14 protein-coding genes are annotated in these 15,612 nt (G+C 43.6%); 5 read left to right on the forward strand and 9 right to left on the reverse strand.

Annotation, left to right across the window (positions count from 1 at the left end):
• The 3 genes from recG to Q0081_RS27600 form a co-directional block, all read right to left on the reverse strand.
• The coding region (gene recG / locus Q0081_RS27590) for an ATP-dependent DNA helicase RecG (RefSeq protein ID WP_298361162.1) at positions 1-1,964 on the reverse strand (1,964 nt) is incomplete at its 3' end.
• Positions 1,965-1,982: 18 nt separating this feature from the next.
• Entirely contained in the window at positions 1,983-2,306 is a 324-nt protein-coding gene (locus Q0081_RS27595; RefSeq protein ID WP_298361164.1) for a type II toxin-antitoxin system RelE/ParE family toxin, read from the reverse strand.
• Positions 2,297-2,533 (reverse strand): hypothetical protein, encoded by a 237-nt coding sequence (locus Q0081_RS27600; RefSeq protein WP_298361167.1) that lies wholly within the window; start codon positions 2,531-2,533, stop codon positions 2,297-2,299. Before Q0081_RS27600 ends, Q0081_RS27595 begins: the two co-directional genes overlap by 10 nt.
• A 91-nt stretch (positions 2,534-2,624) precedes the next feature.
• Here Q0081_RS27600 and Q0081_RS27605 point away from each other — a divergent pair, with 91 nt between their 5' ends.
• The 4 genes from Q0081_RS27605 to Q0081_RS27620 all read left to right on the forward strand — a co-directional run bounded on the left by Q0081_RS27605 (position 2,625) and on the right by Q0081_RS27620 (position 6,644).
• On the forward strand, positions 2,625-3,494 hold the full coding sequence (locus Q0081_RS27605) for a sugar phosphate isomerase/epimerase (protein ID WP_298361169.1): 870 nt from the start codon (positions 2,625-2,627) through the stop codon (positions 3,492-3,494).
• Between the two features lie 45 nt (positions 3,495-3,539).
• Positions 3,540-4,472: a sugar phosphate isomerase/epimerase gene (locus tag Q0081_RS27610; RefSeq protein ID WP_298361170.1), complete on the forward strand. Its 933-nt coding sequence runs from the start codon at positions 3,540-3,542 to the stop codon at positions 4,470-4,472.
• A gap of 16 nt (positions 4,473-4,488) precedes the next feature.
• The gene (locus tag Q0081_RS27615) at positions 4,489-5,112 is read left to right on the forward strand and encodes an ATP-binding cassette domain-containing protein (protein ID WP_298361172.1); all 624 of its coding nucleotides are present in this window, start codon (positions 4,489-4,491) and stop codon (positions 5,110-5,112) included.
• Positions 5,113-5,216: 104 nt separating this feature from the next.
• Positions 5,217-6,644, forward strand: a complete 1,428-nt coding sequence (locus tag Q0081_RS27620) for a Gfo/Idh/MocA family oxidoreductase (RefSeq protein WP_298361174.1) — start codon at positions 5,217-5,219, stop codon at positions 6,642-6,644.
• Between the two features lie 188 nt (positions 6,645-6,832).
• Here the strand turns inward: Q0081_RS27620 and Q0081_RS27625 are convergent, their stop codons facing one another.
• The 5 genes from Q0081_RS27625 to Q0081_RS27645 all read right to left on the reverse strand — a co-directional run bounded on the left by Q0081_RS27625 (position 6,833) and on the right by Q0081_RS27645 (position 12,606).
• Positions 6,833-8,050 carry an MFS transporter gene (locus Q0081_RS27625; RefSeq protein ID WP_298361176.1) on the reverse strand — a complete coding sequence of 406 codons (1,218 nt, stop codon included), beginning with the start codon at positions 8,048-8,050 and terminating at the stop codon, positions 6,833-6,835.
• A gap of 139 nt (positions 8,051-8,189) precedes the next feature.
• A complete protein-coding gene (locus Q0081_RS27630) occupies positions 8,190-9,413 on the reverse strand; it encodes a peroxiredoxin (protein WP_298361178.1) in 1,224 nt (407 codons plus the stop codon).
• A 160-nt stretch (positions 9,414-9,573) separates the two neighbouring features.
• The gene (locus tag Q0081_RS27635) at positions 9,574-10,245 is read right to left on the reverse strand and encodes a carbonic anhydrase (RefSeq protein WP_298361180.1); all 672 of its coding nucleotides are present in this window, start codon (positions 10,243-10,245) and stop codon (positions 9,574-9,576) included.
• Positions 10,211-11,782 (reverse strand): SulP family inorganic anion transporter, encoded by a 1,572-nt coding sequence (locus tag Q0081_RS27640; protein ID WP_298361182.1) that lies wholly within the window; start codon positions 11,780-11,782, stop codon positions 10,211-10,213. The genes Q0081_RS27635 and Q0081_RS27640 overlap by 35 nt, the downstream gene beginning before the upstream one ends.
• Positions 11,783-11,862: 80 nt before the next feature.
• Positions 11,863-12,606, reverse strand: coding sequence for a 1-acyl-sn-glycerol-3-phosphate acyltransferase (locus Q0081_RS27645; RefSeq protein WP_298361184.1), 744 nt, complete (start codon positions 12,604-12,606; stop codon positions 11,863-11,865).
• Positions 12,607-12,754: 148 nt separating this feature from the next.
• On the opposite strand from Q0081_RS27645, the gene Q0081_RS27650 reads away from it, so the two are divergent.
• Positions 12,755-13,735, forward strand: coding sequence for an acyl-ACP desaturase (locus Q0081_RS27650; RefSeq protein WP_298361186.1), 981 nt, complete (start codon positions 12,755-12,757; stop codon positions 13,733-13,735).
• A gap of 118 nt (positions 13,736-13,853) precedes the next feature.
• On the opposite strand, the gene Q0081_RS27655 is transcribed toward Q0081_RS27650, so the two are convergent.
• Entirely contained in the window at positions 13,854-15,446 is a 1,593-nt protein-coding gene (locus Q0081_RS27655; protein WP_298361188.1) for a SulP family inorganic anion transporter, read from the reverse strand.
• Positions 15,447-15,612: the final 166 nt, after the last annotated feature.

Genomic DNA, 15,612 nt, shown 5'->3' on the forward strand with positions numbered 1-15,612 from the left:
TCTTTGGCCAAATCAGACAAAAGTAAATCCATGATGCCGCTTTGCTGCGTACCGGTCAAATCGCCTGGGCCGCGAAGTTTTAGGTCTACATCGGCAATATCAAAGCCGTTGTTGGTTGCGCAAAGGGTATCAATTCGGATGCGGGTATCTTTGCTCAATTTTACGTCTGTCATCAAATAACAGTAGCTTTGATCGGCACCGCGACCTACACGTCCACGCAACTGATGCAATTGTGAGAGGCCAAAACGCTCGGCACTTTCGATGACCATGACGGAAGCATTAGGCACGTTTACCCCTACTTCTATCACCGTAGTGGCTACCATGATTTGGGTTTCCCCCTTCACAAACCGTTGCATCTCGAAGTCTTTTTCGTACGGAAACAGCTTCCCGTGCACCATACTGACGTGGTATTCGGGGAAAGCCCGCGTGATGCTTTCAAAGCCATCACTAAGATTTTTATAATCCAATTTTTCGGACTCTTCAATCAACGGATACACCACGTAAATCTGCCGCCCTTTTCTGATTTCCTCTTTCAATTTACCATTCAAAACCAGCCGTTTAGTCTCGTAAAAATGCTCGGTTTTGATAGGTTTTCGTCCTGCGGGAAGTTCGTCAATCACGCTTAAATCCAAATCTCCGTAGAGCGTCATGGCCAATGTGCGCGGGATGGGTGTGGCGGTCATGACCAAAATATGCGGGTGAATCACTTCATTTTTAGCCCACATTTTAGCGCGTTGAGCCACGCCGAAACGGTGTTGCTCGTCAATGATACAGAGTCCTAGGTTTTTAAATTGAACCGTATCTTCGAGCAAAGCGTGCGTCCCGACGGCAATCTGAATACTTCCATCGGATAAGCCCGGGAGTACTATTTTTCGGCCTTTTTTGGTAGTAGAACCTGTTAGTAATGAAATATTTATCCCCAACGCTTCACAAAACGGTTTCAAACCTCGGTAATGTTGGTCAGCAAGAATTTCGGTCGGTGCCATGATACAGGCTTGGGCTCCGCTGTCAATGGCCATCAGCATGGCAATAAAGGCCACAATGGTTTTACCGCTTCCTACATCCCCTTGCAGGAGGCGGTTCATTTGTTTGCCCGTTTTAAAATCCTCGTGAATCTCACGCAACACTTTCTTTTGGGCGTTGGTAAGGGCAAAGGGCAAATGGTTTTGGTAAAAAGTTTTCAGCAATTCTAAGTTGCTGAAAATCTGCCCAGGGTATTCGTTTTTTTGAAGAAGTTTGTTTTTGAGCAATCGTAACTGATTGTAAAACAGTTCCTCAAATTTGAGTCTTCTTAGCGCTTGATTAAGCGCTTGCTGATTATCGGGCAGGTGGATATACCACATCGCATCGGCTTTGGACAATAACCGAAATTTCTGAACCAACTCCTGCGGCAATGTCTCCCGAAAATGAGGCATGGCCTGCTCCAAGAGTGACCGCATGGCTTTGCTCAAAAATCGACTGTCCAGGTACTTTTTACGAAGCGTTTCTGTCAGGTTATAGATGGGCTGAAAATACCCACCGTTTTCGTTTTCTGGGTTTAGTGTTTCAAGGTCGGGATGACTGAAATTAAAACGTTGCCCAAAACGCTGAGGCTTGCCATACGCAATGTATTCGTTGCCTTCTTTGAGGTGCTTGAGATGCCAATCAATACTTTGAAAATACACAAATTCAACCACCCCCGTACCATCGGTAAACTCAACCGTAAGCCGACGTTTGTGTCCTTCTCCAATCACCACCATGCTCCGAATCCGGCCTTTGAGTTGAGCCGCTGGCATGGTTTCGTTCAGTTCATTGATGCGATGAAAAGTGGAACGGTCTTCGTGACGAAATGGATAGTATTGAACTAATTCGCCAAAAGTGAAGATTTTCAGTTCTTTATTGAGCGTAGCCGCCCGTGAAGGGCCTACGCCTTTCAAAAATTCTATTTTTGTATCAAAAAAATTTGTGGTGGTTCGTTGGCTCATAAGTGCTGACGCACGGTTTTAAATTTCTTCCATGTAGTCAGTAGATGTCAGACTACGTTTTTCGTGTAGGATATCCAAAATTACGACTATCTCTTTTTCTACGTAAAAATACACTTTATAACTTTTCATAATTTTTACGTATCGAAACACCTTTTTCGACTGTGCTATTTTTGCAATATTGTATGAATGTGGACGCTCACAAATTTCGGCTACTAAGTCAACAATGTCCTTTTGAAGTTTTTGGCTGCTTTGGTAAGATTGCTGTTGGATAAAGTCATAAATTTCTTTAAAATGTTTGCGAAATCGCTCAGTTACTTCTACTGCGTAAGGGTTTACTTCCATTGACTCATTTCTTTTTTAAAATCTTCAAAAGATGTCCGAGGGTCTGTTAATGCTTCTTCTAAATGTGCTTCTAATTCAATGTCAGTCATAGGCGACCCACCCACAGGCAAATCTACATCTTCCCAATTCTCCGATACCTCAATTTTTTCAACGTGAAGGCGTTTAGCCAATTGAATCAACAATTCAACATCTTCTCGTTTTAAGATTTCTAACCTTACAACAGTCATGGTTTTTCTTTTTTGAGTAAAAATAACCTTTAAACAGTATTTTTCCAATAATTCCACGCTTTTGGTACTTAAAACAAATTCCTATTCTTTCATGAATCGCCGCACCCTTCTTCGCCACACTGCTCTGTTGACTGCCGTTTGTCTCGCCGAAAATTTAGATGCTTTCAGCAGGACAAAAACAAATGTGCGCAAGCGTTACCCACTCGGGGCGTGTGATTGGTCATTAGGACGTGCCTGTACGCCTGATGTGTTTGAGTACGCAAAAAAAATGGGACTGGATGGCGTTCAGTTAAGTTATAACTCACGAAAAGACGAAACTTACCTGCTTCGCCCCGAAAATCAACAGGCCATGCGTGAGGCTTCCAAAAAATCGGGCGTTAAAATAGCAAGTTTGGCCATCGGGCAATTAAACAGCGTTCCCCTAAAATCAGAACCCAAAACAGTGGACTGGGTCAGCGGAAGTATTGATGCTGCCAAAGCATTGGGCGTGAAAGTAGTATTGTTGGCTTTTTTCTCTAATAATGATTTACGGAACGATGATACGGGCAAAAAAGTCGTCATTGAACGGCTGAAACAATTGGCACCTAAAGCCGAAAAGCAAGGGATAATTTTGGCCATAGAATCTTATCTAAGCGCTCAGGAACACCTCGATATTATTGATGCTGTGGGTTCACGCAATGTACAGGTCTATTACGACCCACGTAACGCCGCCGATGCGGGCAATGACCCTTATACAGAAATTCCAATGTTGGGAAAAAGAAAGTTGATTTGCGAAGTTCACTTGAAAGAAAATGAATTTTTGCTGGGCCAAGGCTCCATTGACTGGCCTCGCATCCGACAACTTTTGGATGAAATCAACTTTAAAGGCTGGGCGCACATTGAAGGGGCCGTTCCCAAAGGAAAAACCGTCGATGAATCGTATCCGCTCAATGTCAGTTACGCAAAAAAAATATTTGGGTAATAGTTTACCAATCAACGCTTTTGAAAATTAAAAACAGGTACATATATGAATCGTCGCCAATTTATCGGAACCACTTTAGCAGGAAGCACTTTGGTGCAACATTCTCTCCATGCCAATCTTCTTCCCGCAGACCCACAGAAAATCTTCATGTTTTCTAAGATGTTTCAGTGGACTGAAGACTATAACCAATTGGCCGAAACCATCGCTGGTATCGGCTTCGATGGATTGGACTTGACGGTTCGCCCGGGCGGGCATGTGCTCCCTGAACGCGTCGAAGAAGATTTGCCTAAAGCCGTGGCCATCTTCAAAAAACATAAATTGGAAATTCCGCTGATGGTAACAGGTATTTTAGAAGCCGACAATCAAGCGGAAAGAATTCTGAAAACTGCCCAATCGCTCGGCATTAAGCACTACCGCATGGGTTGGTATCCTTATAATTTAAAGCAGGATATAGCTACGCAAAGCGCTGATTTTGGCAAAAAAATGAAGGACTTAGCTTCATTAAATGCAAAATACGGTCTTACGGGTCAATACCAAAACCACACGGGAAATTACTTTGGGGCAACTATCTGGGATTTGCAACAACAACTCCAAGCCATCAAATCGCCTTCTTTGGGCTGCCAATACGACATCAATCACGCTACGGCCGAAGCGGGCGGAGCATGGGAAGTGGGCTTACACCTCATTGCTCCTCATATCAAATCCATCGCTATCAAGGATTTTTATTGGGCAAAGAAAAATGGCAAATGGGGCAAAGAGGGCTGTCCTTTGAGCGCAGGAACCGTCAATTGGAAAAAATACCTCGAAGTGTGGAAACAGTATAACTTCCAAGTCCCCATCACCATGCACTACGAATATCCGCTGGGTGGTGCCGAAAACGGAGCCAAAAAACTCACCATTCCCCCTCAGGAATTGCTCACTGCCATGAAGAAAGATTTGGTACTATTTAAACAATGGATGACTGAGGCAAAACTTTAGTTGGTAACTTTGCCCCATGCAACTACTCATTGACCAACTCGGAAAGCGTTTTAATCGCGAGTGGATTTTTAAACAATTCAGTGCAAAGCTACAGGCGGGGCAAAGTTACACGTTTGTAGGCCCCAACGGCAGCGGCAAATCCACCTTACTTCATGTCATTTCAGGGGTGATGCCTTCTACGGAAGGAAAAATTATTTACCGGCTTGGCAATCAAACCATTGACGAAGATAAATGGTACAAACAGTTGGTGATTGCGGCCCCCTATCTTGAATTGATTGAAGAGTTTTCGTTGTTGGAATTACTTGATTTTCATACCAGATTTAAACCTTTCAAAGAAGGAATTTCCAAAAATGAACTCATAGAACGGATTGAATTGGAAGGCTCCAAGAACAAAGCCATCAAATACTTTTCCTCAGGAATGAAACAGCGGCTGAAATTGGCGTTTGCGTTTTATTCCGACGTCCCCGTTGTCATGCTCGACGAGCCCACTTCCAATCTCGACGCCAAATGGTCGGCGTGGTACCGAGAGGAAGTCCAGCAATTGTCTCCCGATCAAATTTTACTCATTTGTTCCAACGTACCCGCCGAATACGATTTCTGCGATACCATCATCAATGTAAGTGAATTCAAACCGCACTAATTCTCACCGGTTTATCTTCTTTTTTCAACCATTTGTACTCAAAAACCACTGAGTATAAATGACATTTTATGGGCTTTGTTTTGAAAAACATTCTATACAAACCTATGAACCAAAAAGATACAAAAAACGTCGCTCGCCGTGATTTTTTGAAAGGCAGCGCCGTAGCTGCGGCAAGCTTTATGATTGTGCCTCGTCACGTTTTGGGTAAAGGCTTCGTGGCTCCCAGCGATAAGCTCAACATCGCCGCCGTAGGTTGCGGCGGCAAAGCAGGAGTCAATATCCCATTAGCTTACAACAACGGCTCCGACAACATTGTAGCCCTTTGCGATGTGGACGACCGCCAAGCGGTAAAATTTCGCAAACAGTTTCCCAACGCGCCCTACTATAAGGATTACCGCAAACTATTGGAAAAAGAAGCCAAAAACATAGATGCGGTCATTGTCACCACGCCTGACCACATGCACTACGTGATTGGCAGTGCGGCTATGCAATTGGGCAAGCATATTTACCTCGAAAAACCGCTTACTCACGATATTTGGGAAGCGCGGATGCTGACGCAGCTCGCCAAAGAGAAAAAATTGGTCACCCAAATGGGAAACCAAGGTTCCAGCGGCAAGGGCACCCGTCAAACCGAGGCAATTGTTCAATCAGGCATGATCGGCGAAGTACATACGGTAGAAGTGTGGACCGACCGCCCCGTATGGCCGCAAGGAGTAAAATCGCCCAGGGACAAAAAAGAAACGATGCCGATTCCTGCCGAAGTGGATTGGGATTTGTGGCTTGGAACCGCTCCCTACCGTGAGTACCACGAAGCTTACATGCCTACCCGTTGGCGCGGCTACTGGGATTTTGGCACGGGCGCCCTCGGCGATATGGGCTGTCACTTCATGGATGTTCCCTTCCGTACGCTCAAATTGGGCTATCCAACCTCTGTAGAATGCTCGGCCAGTTCAGTCTATGCGGACTTTTTCAGAGAAGCCTTCTTTGAAGATATTGGCCCGCAAGCCACCTCTATCCACTTTAAATTTCCCAATCCAAGTTCTAAGAAATTTCCTGAATTGAGCCTTTCGTGGTACGACGGCGGCATCCGACCCAAAATCCCCGAAGGCTGCGATTACGAAAAAATATTCGCCAACATTGACGGCGGCGTTATGTTCATCGGAACCAAGGGCGTACTTGCCTGTGAGTTGTTCGGTAATAATCCTAAGTTGTTCATCAAAGGACAGTTACAGGATGTCAAATTCCCTGCTCCCACGCGTCCGTTGGTAGAAGGCGATACAACCGGACACCAACAACAGTGGGTAAAAGCCTGCAAAGCGGGCTTTGGCACCTACACCAGCTCTTCGTTTGATGAAGCGGGGCCCTTAGCCGAAATCGTATTGATGGGGAACTTGGCCGTTCGCAGCTACCTCCACCGCGAAAACGGCAAATTTACGGGCCGTAAAAAACTGCTTTGGGATGGTCAAAATATGAAAATCACCAACTTCGACCCTGCTAATGCGTTTGTGAAGCGGCAATATCGGGAAGGATGAACTTAATTGGAGTGTCGAGGTTAGACGGGGTCGCCCGTGCGATGCAGAGTGTCGAATTTGGGGTGACTTTTACTTTAATTCCTATTTTGTCACGCTTTTTGTCACGCTGAAAGCGTCTACTTCTTTATACAAATGCCAAGGCTTATAAATGAGTCTTGGCATTTTTGATTTAGAGCTAACCTCCAAACCTACTCCACCACTTCTTTCACATGCGCATCGACGGGCTTGACGGTTCGGGCGATGAAGACGCTGAGAAAAATAATAAACATCGCGGCATAGCCTACCCAATCATAGTGAAGGAGTTTGCCTTCGGGTGTTTTTTGAATGACAAATCCTGCTAAATACACCGCTACCGATTGCATCAGCAATTGTAACGACGTATTGATTGCCATAAAACTCCCACGCTGTTTTGGTAATACTACTGATGAGGTCATGGCCTGTGTTGGAATCAGGCGACCATTGGAAAACAGAAAAAAGATGGCCGTAGCCCCCAAAACTGCGGGCAAATAGTTGGTATTCATGTTGGTAATGAGCCACATAGGAATCATCGAAAGTAAGGCAAACACTACAAAAACGGGGTATTTTCCTTTACGGTCAGCCAATTTCCCCACTTGAGGCGCCGTAAAGAGGGTTAAAGCACCTCCTACGGCATAAATCAAATAGAGATTTTTCTCGCTAAAACCAGCATTTGCCGTTAAATAAGGCGCAATAAACGGAATGATGCTAAAGTGGCCGAGCATAATTGTGGCCGTCAACAACAAAGCACGCAGTTGGTTGGGTTGCCCTAAAATATTCGTAATGGTCTCGAAAGGATGATGTTTTACCTGATTCCGGTCTTTCAAATGTCCGTCTAACTTAGGAACGAACCGCCAAATCAACCCAATCACCGCCACTCCTATACCACCCACAAACCAAAACGGCGCATGCCAACTGAACGTCGAAGCCAAATACAATCCCAAAGGAACGCCAACGACAGATGCTACCGAAAACGCCGTCATCACCACCCCCATCGCACTCGCACGGCGCTCATATTCAAACACATCACTCACGGCCGACATGACCTGTGCGCCTAAAACACCGCCAAACACGCCCGCCAGGGTACGGGCCGCCATTAATAACCCAAACGTTGGGGCCATGGCGCAGGCAAGCGTACCTACCACAAAACCGGTATAGGCACTGAGCATAATGTATTTACGGGGAAAACGGTCGGCAATAAAAGCCACAAAAAAACCCGAAAGTCCTGCGCTGAAACTGTAAGACGATACCAAGAGGCTGAATTGTTGGGGGGAAATATCAAAATACCGCATCAATTGCGGCCCCAACGGCATCATAATCATAAAATCCATGATGTGCGTGAAGTTCAAACACGCCAGCACGAAGAGAAGTAACTTTTCTTTAAATGTCATGAATTGGGCTGTTAATCAAACTGAAAATTTTGAACCATATAATACATCGCATCGGCGAACCGATAAGATCATAAAAGAGAAGATAATATTTCTTTATATGTCTTATCGGTTCGCCGATGCGATGGTCCAATAAAAATACTTACTCACTCAACAACTTCGTAATCAACGCATTGAAGTCTTCGATAAATTGGTCGTAATATTTGCCCGTACCAGGTCCGGAAAAGCCGGTGTGTATCTCGCGAACGCGGCCTTTTTTGTCAATAAATATCGTAGTAGGATACCCTGCCACTTTGTTGAGCGCAGGAAGGGATTTACCCGCGTTGGCATCATTAGTTCCTGCCAAAAGCAACGGATATGGTACGCCAAAACGCTTGGCCATAAAGTCAATTTTTGGCCCTGACACTTTCATTTCGGGCGAACGTTCAAACATCAATCCGACAATCTCAACGCCACGTTTGGCATTCTTTTGATACCAAGGCACCATAAAACGCGTTTCGTCCATGCAATTGGGGCACCACGAACCAGAAAGTTGTAATACCACTACTTTTCCTTTAAAACGTTCGTCTTTCGACGAAATCATATTGCCTTTTGTATCCGGAAAGGTAAATTCTAAGGTTTCATTACCGGGTTTAAGATAAGTCAGGGCCGTAGGAGGAGGCAATTCCGCTTTCTCATCACGGTAAGATACAAAGTTTTGGAAACCCGCAATTCCCGACCATACCGCTCCACGAATCGTACCGTTTGATGCAACGGCAGCTCTAAACAGAAACGCATGGGAACCGTCGTAGCATGACATAAAAAGACTATCGCCAACTACATCACCTGCTAAATAGCGATAATCTCCCGTGGGGGTCAATACCGTTCCCGCCAATTTGGTCCCTTTTTGTTCCAAAATCCCGACGGCAAAAGTGGAATCTTTTCCCTGAGGACGTAAAAAATAGGTTGCGTATTTGCCGGTTACATTTTTCGTTGTAGCAGGCTTTGTTTTCGCAAAAAGATACACGTCCCCTTTATCGGCTTTGAAAGGCAAAACCGATACCCAAGCCCCATTACGATTCTTTTTCCACGAGCCTCTCATCTGATTGCCCGACACTTTAACCACTAAATCCGAGTCAAAGATAAGCATCGGAATGTGGAGCGAATCGCCTTCAAAATAGGCTTCATCCATGGCCAAACGTTCGCTGCCATTCAAGACAAAAACTTCGTATTTTCCGTTGGCTTTGGGGTTGATGTCCAATCCAAAGGGCAATTCATGTTCGCCACGTTGAAGCGCGGCACGCCAAGTGCTTTTGGGAAGATTGGTTTGGCTATAACCAACAAAGAAACTGCTGAGAGCAAGGAGGAAAGAGACTGCTTTTTTCATTTAGCTTGTTAAGATGGGTGATTTTTAGTGAACAAGCTTTTTTTTAGAAAAGTTGGCAGAGTATCTATTTATTCCATTTTCAATACCAAATATAAAAAAACAAGAGGGCTTCTGCCCGTTAGCAAAAGCCCTCTTGTAAGATTCTATTTTTTTACTGTTACTAATTCTGCGAAAGGTCTTCCTCCTGCTTTTGGAGAGAGTCCTCAAAATCATACCGATAAATGGATTCGACAGGCGAGCCGGGCGGAATTTCACTGATTGAATTAATCAGACCCGTATGCAAATCAAATACCCAACCGTGCAAATGAGGATAATTTCGTTTTTTCCATGCCTTTTGTATAATCGTGGTCTTGGCTAAGTTTTTGGTTTGTTCGATCACGTTCAACTCAACCAAACGATCAAAGCGCTCATGGTCATCAGAAACACTTATCAATTCATCCTCGTGTTTTGAATATACATCCTTGATATTGCGCAACCATTTATTGATCAATCCAAAGTCTTTGTTGGTCATGGCCGCTTTTACACCACCGCAACCATAATGTCCCACCACTAAAATGTGTTTGACTTCCAATACTTCCACGGCGTATTGCAATACACTGAGCATATTGATGTCGGTATGAATGACCAAATTGGCTACATTGCGATGAACAAAGATTTCTCCCGGGGCAGTGCCCGTTACTTCATTGGCAGGTACGCGACTGTCAGCACAGCCAATCCAAAGAAATTCGGGTTTTTGGTCGGCTGCCAAGGCGTCAAAATAGCTTTCGTCAAGCATGAGTTTTTCAGCTGCCCAAGCTTTATTCGCTAACAGGAGTCTTTTGTAGGACTGCATCGTGATTTTGGTATTTACGTCGAGAAATTCCTTTAAATTCTACCTGAATGCCTCGATAAAAGGCATCTTCTTTAAATTCCTGTACTAATGTGAAAATATCATGGTCAATAAATTGAGCTCGTGTCCCGTCAATAAAAACCATATCATTTTTACCTAAACCGTCTAAAACTTCTTTTAGATGGCCTTTATTCAAAAAAGACACATCCTTTTTGAAGAGCACCAATACATTCTCTTTATCTCTCGTGATACTGATTGCCGAGCGGTTGTTGGTATAAATAACGTAAAGCATCCCAACGATTAATCCGATAGCAATACCAATCAATAAATCAGTGAATATAATGGCCACGACCGTAATGATAAACGGGATAAATTGGTCCGACCCTTCCTGATACATTTTTTTGAAAATTTCAAGCTTTGCCAACTTATAACCTACCGATAGTAACAAAGCCGCCAAACAGGCAAGCGGTATATGATTGAGAAGACCTGGAATAGCTGCGACTGACAACAGCAATAATATCCCATGAATAAACGAAGAGAGACGCGTTTGACTGCCGCTGTAAATATTGACCGAAGTTCGGATAACCACCGAAGTAATAGGCAGACCGCCAATCAGTCCTGAAACCATATTGCCAATTCCCTGAGCTTTCAACTCTCGATTAGCTGAAGACACCCGTCGTTTAGGATCAAGTTTGTCCGCCGCTTCCAAACTGAGCAATGATTCTATTGACGCAACAATCGCCAATGTAAAAGCCGCTACATAAACTTGTGGATTGGCCAAGGCACTCAAAGCCGGGAAATTAAAAGCCGATTTTACGTCGGTCCAATCCCGAATTTTTGGAATTCGAACCATGTGTTCGTTGGATTCTCCCAGATAAAAGTCAGGTATCCAAAATCGAAAAGCCTGATTTAGTAACACACCGGCAATTACCACTCCCAAGCCAGAAGGAATCAGCATAAAAAATTTATTCCCTTTTTTGGTCTGATTTTCCCAAAAAGCAATCAAAATCAAGCAAAAAACGGTAATCAAAGTAGCCCCCACACTCAGGTGAGTAAGGGCTTCCAATATTTCGGTAAAGGTATTTTGATGGTCAGGTTGAGCAAACTCAAACTCTCCTTCAAAATCAGCATCCCATCCAAAAGCATGGGGAATTTGTTTCAGGATAATCACCAATCCAATTGCAACCAACATTCCCCTAATGACACTTGAAGGAACAAAACTGCTCAAACGCCCTGCTTTCAATACCCCCAACAAAAATTGAAGGGCTCCTGCCAATACGACTGCGACGAGAAAATTAGAAAAACCGCCTAAGCCTTGAATATTGTCAAAAACGATAACGGTAAGTCCGGCCGCAGGACCGCTTACGCTCACTTCTGAACCTGAAAATAAGGTGACGACGATTCCTCCCACAATTCCAGCTAAAAGGCCAGCAAAAAGAGGTGCGCCCGAAGCTAAGGCAATGCCCAGACACAAAGGCAACGCCACTAAAAAGACGGATAAACCGGCACTGAAATCCTTGCTAAAATGCTGGGTTGACATTTCTAACTCTTTTTTAATTCAATTTTAATTTCATTTTAATTTGAAATTATATGTATTCGTTGCAAAGGAAGTAATTCTTTTTAAACTTCACCAGTTTTTATCGTGTTTTCGATGGAAGTACGCGCCAATTCCAGTACTTCTTCGGCGGTTTTCCCTTTGGGCTCAATACTTGGCAACACTGTCCATGATAATTGCTCCAAACTGCTTAACGGAAAAATCCCCGTCGGGTTGAGTTTGCCCGTATTCTGAACTGCGATGGGAACCACCAAGGCGTGTGGAGCTTTTTTAAGAAGAATTCCGACTCCCCCCACGGCAAATTGCTTTAGTTGACCCGTTCTGGAACGAGTGCCTTCGGGGAAAATTACTGCCGAAAATTTGGTTTCCTCAATCAATTTACCCAATCCGGCAATTTCCATAATTGCCTGTTTGCCGTCTTTTCGGTCAATCAGAGCCGCACCGCTTTTTCGCAAATTGTAAGAAATACTCGGAATTCCTTTGGCCAATTCAATCTTGGAAACGAAAATGGGGTAGCTTTTCCGCAAGTACCATATCATCCCTACAATGTCGAACATACTCTGGTGGTTGGCGATAAATATCACGGGGCGGTCGGTGGGCAATACCTCTTTTACTTTAAAACTCAGGCGAGTACCCAATAGCCACAATCCATGAAGTAAAAGACCGTTTAACCAATGGACTGATTTCTGATGGGTTTTTCGGCTAAAGAAATTAAAACAGATCACCTGAATCAGGTGAAAGACAACTAAGACCAGTCCAAAATACAGGAGGTAAATACCGCTAAGAAGGTAATCAATGATTTTTTTCATGCAATTGTGGCATTTTTTTTACGCGTCAAAATTAATCAAACATTGGCCTGTTTCGGCAAAACATAAACCAACATATCATCAACTTTCCTGAAATTATTTATACCTTCGGGAAATTTTCAATGACATTTTATCCTTAAATTTATAACTTATGCAACTTCCTTCCACTCGTATAGAGGTGATGAAGTTTATCGGACAAAAGATTGATGCAATCTATGATGAATTTCTGAAACCCATCGAGACACTCTGGCAACCTTCTGATTTTTTGCCAGATTCGACCGATGAAAATTTTTTGTTGGACGTAAAACTCCTCCAAGAAGCCGCACGCGAACTTTCTTATGATTACATGGCTGTACTCGTAGGTGATACCATTACCGAAGAAGCGCTTCCTACGTATGAATCTTGGCTGATGACCGTAGAAGGAGTCAATCAACAGGATTCACAACAAAGCTGGACCCGATGGATACGGGCCTGGACTGCCGAAGAAAACCGTCACGGTGATTTATTGAACAAATATTTGTACCTCTCCGGACGGGTAAATATGCGGGCCATGGAAGTATCAACGCAGTATTTAATTGCAGATGGCTTTGATATTCAGACCGGTACCGATCCTTATCGTAACTTTGTCTACACGTCTTTTCAGGAAATAGCTACCAATATTTCGCACCGTCGTACAGCTACGTTGGCCAAACAATGCGGCAATACCTTGCTTTCTAAAATGTGCGGTGTAATTGCTGCCGATGAGATGCGTCATGCCAAAGCTTACAAGGCGTTTGTAGAGCGTATTTTTGAGATTGACCCTTCCGAAATGATGATGGCATTTGAAGATATGATGCGTAAAAAAATCGTAATGCCGGCTCATTTCTTACGCGAAACAGGTGTTAAAATCAGCGAAACATTCAGCCATTACTCCGACGCTGCCCAGCGTTTAGGCGTTTATACAACGTACGATTACATCGAAATTATGGAATCGCTTTTGATAGACTGGCAAATAGACAAAATCAGCGGATTGAACGAAACAGGAGAGAAAGCGCGTGATTACCTGATGGCATTGCCCAATCGTTTAAGAAGAGTAGCTGAACGCACCAAAGTCCCTAATTTGGATTATAATTTCAGCTGGATTTCGACATAACTCCCTCAATAAAAACTTTTACAGCCTAAATCAGGTTTGCAGACGGAACAAAAAATAACCCCGGTAAGAAATTTCTTACCGGGGTTATTTTTTTCACTATTCACTATATGTCAATTAACTAAACCGATTGCTTCTTACGAGCGGCGAATACGTGGTCAGAAGTTGGCTTGTGATCATCTAACCCCTCAATCCGAACCGTGCCACCGTTACTTTCATAATCATGTTGAAAATGGTGTAAACTTTCCATTACCGAGTGATCCACCAACTTGGTTTTCTTTAAGTCAATGATGACATTAAATCCTGACGGAATTTCTTCTAATTTACGTTTAATACCTAAGAAATTAGAGAAAATAGCTGCCTTGTCAATCTCAACCAGATAGGTATCTCCCTCAAAGGAAACCACCGTTGGTGCTTTGAAAAATGAACTTAGAGGTGTACCATTAAAAGCATGAAGAATCATTTTCAACAAAATACCGGCCCCGATACCCACTAACAAATCTTCGTACATGGTCAAGAAAATGGTGACTAAGAAAATCGCCAATTGTTCTTTACCGATTTTGAAGGTGTGAATAAATTCTTTAGGGTGGGCCAGTTTAATACCTACCGTAATCAACATTGCGGCCAAGGCAGTATTGGGAATAAGCTCAATCAAATGCGAAGCTAACAAAACGAATACTAAGATAAAGAAACCGTGGAAGAAGTTAGCCCAACGAGTTTTAGCGCCGTTGTTTACGTTAGATGAACTACGTGCTACTTCCGAAATCATGGGTAAGCCACCCAATACCGCAGCCAGTGTATTTCCGATACCGACGGCAATTAGATCTTTGTTTGTATTCGACTTTCTTTTGAAAGGGTCCAGCAAATCAATGGCTTTTACTGTAAGCAAGGACTCTAACGTACCTACCAAGGCAAACATAATCACGTATTTAATGAAAACGCCTGTTTGAGCAATGCCTGAGAAATCAACGTTTATTTTGATGTTTTCTAAAAGATTTCCAATGTGTACCAACGCATAAGCAGGTTCAGTGTGTTGGAAATCCATGATTAATTCAGCAGGAATAGCAATAATCAAAACCATCAATGGCGCAGGGACCATTTTGATATACTTATTCTTAATGTAAGGCCAGCCCAGCATAATAACCAAACTGACAGTCCCAATCAACGTGGCCTTGGGATCAAGGTGTGCAATAAAATCAGGAATGGAACCCAATAGGGCAATAGGACCTTTTCCCTTGGTCATGGCCGGATTCACATCTAATAAAACGGGGATTTGTTTGGCAATGATGATTAAACCAATGGCGGCCAACATACCGTGAATGGCAGAAAGCGGGAAGAAATCAGCCAGTTTTCCCAATTTGAACACCCCAAATAAAATCTGAATAAGACCGGCAACGACCATGGCTCCGAGTGCTAAATGCCAACCTGTTTCACCGCCGCCAAAATCAGCAACAGCGCCTGCCACGATAACAATCAATCCTGCGGCAGGGCCTTTAATGGTGAGGCGAGAGCCTGCAAAAAAACTAACTACCAGACCTCCAATGATGGCAGTAATTAAGCCCATTAAAGGGGGAAAATCGGATGCTTTGGCAATTCCTAAGCTTAACGGGAGGGCTAATAAAAATACAATAAAACCCGATATTGCATCCGTCGAAAGATTTTCTTTCAAGCCGGCCAATCCGTCCGCGGGAATTTTACTTTTGGGGTGTGACATGTTTTTTCGAGAGGGTTGATTGTCAATAAATTAGGAGAAACACAAACGAGATATGGATGTAATTTGCAAGCAACAATTTCTAAGGCGTTGCCTATTGCAATTACTTATGCTACAAAGGTCTTTGAGGGGGATTAAACGGGTATTAAGGACAAATTAAAAAGGGATT

It is taken from the genome of Runella sp., assembly GCF_027484545.1.
Lineage (GTDB): Bacteria > Bacteroidota > Bacteroidia > Cytophagales > Spirosomataceae > Runella.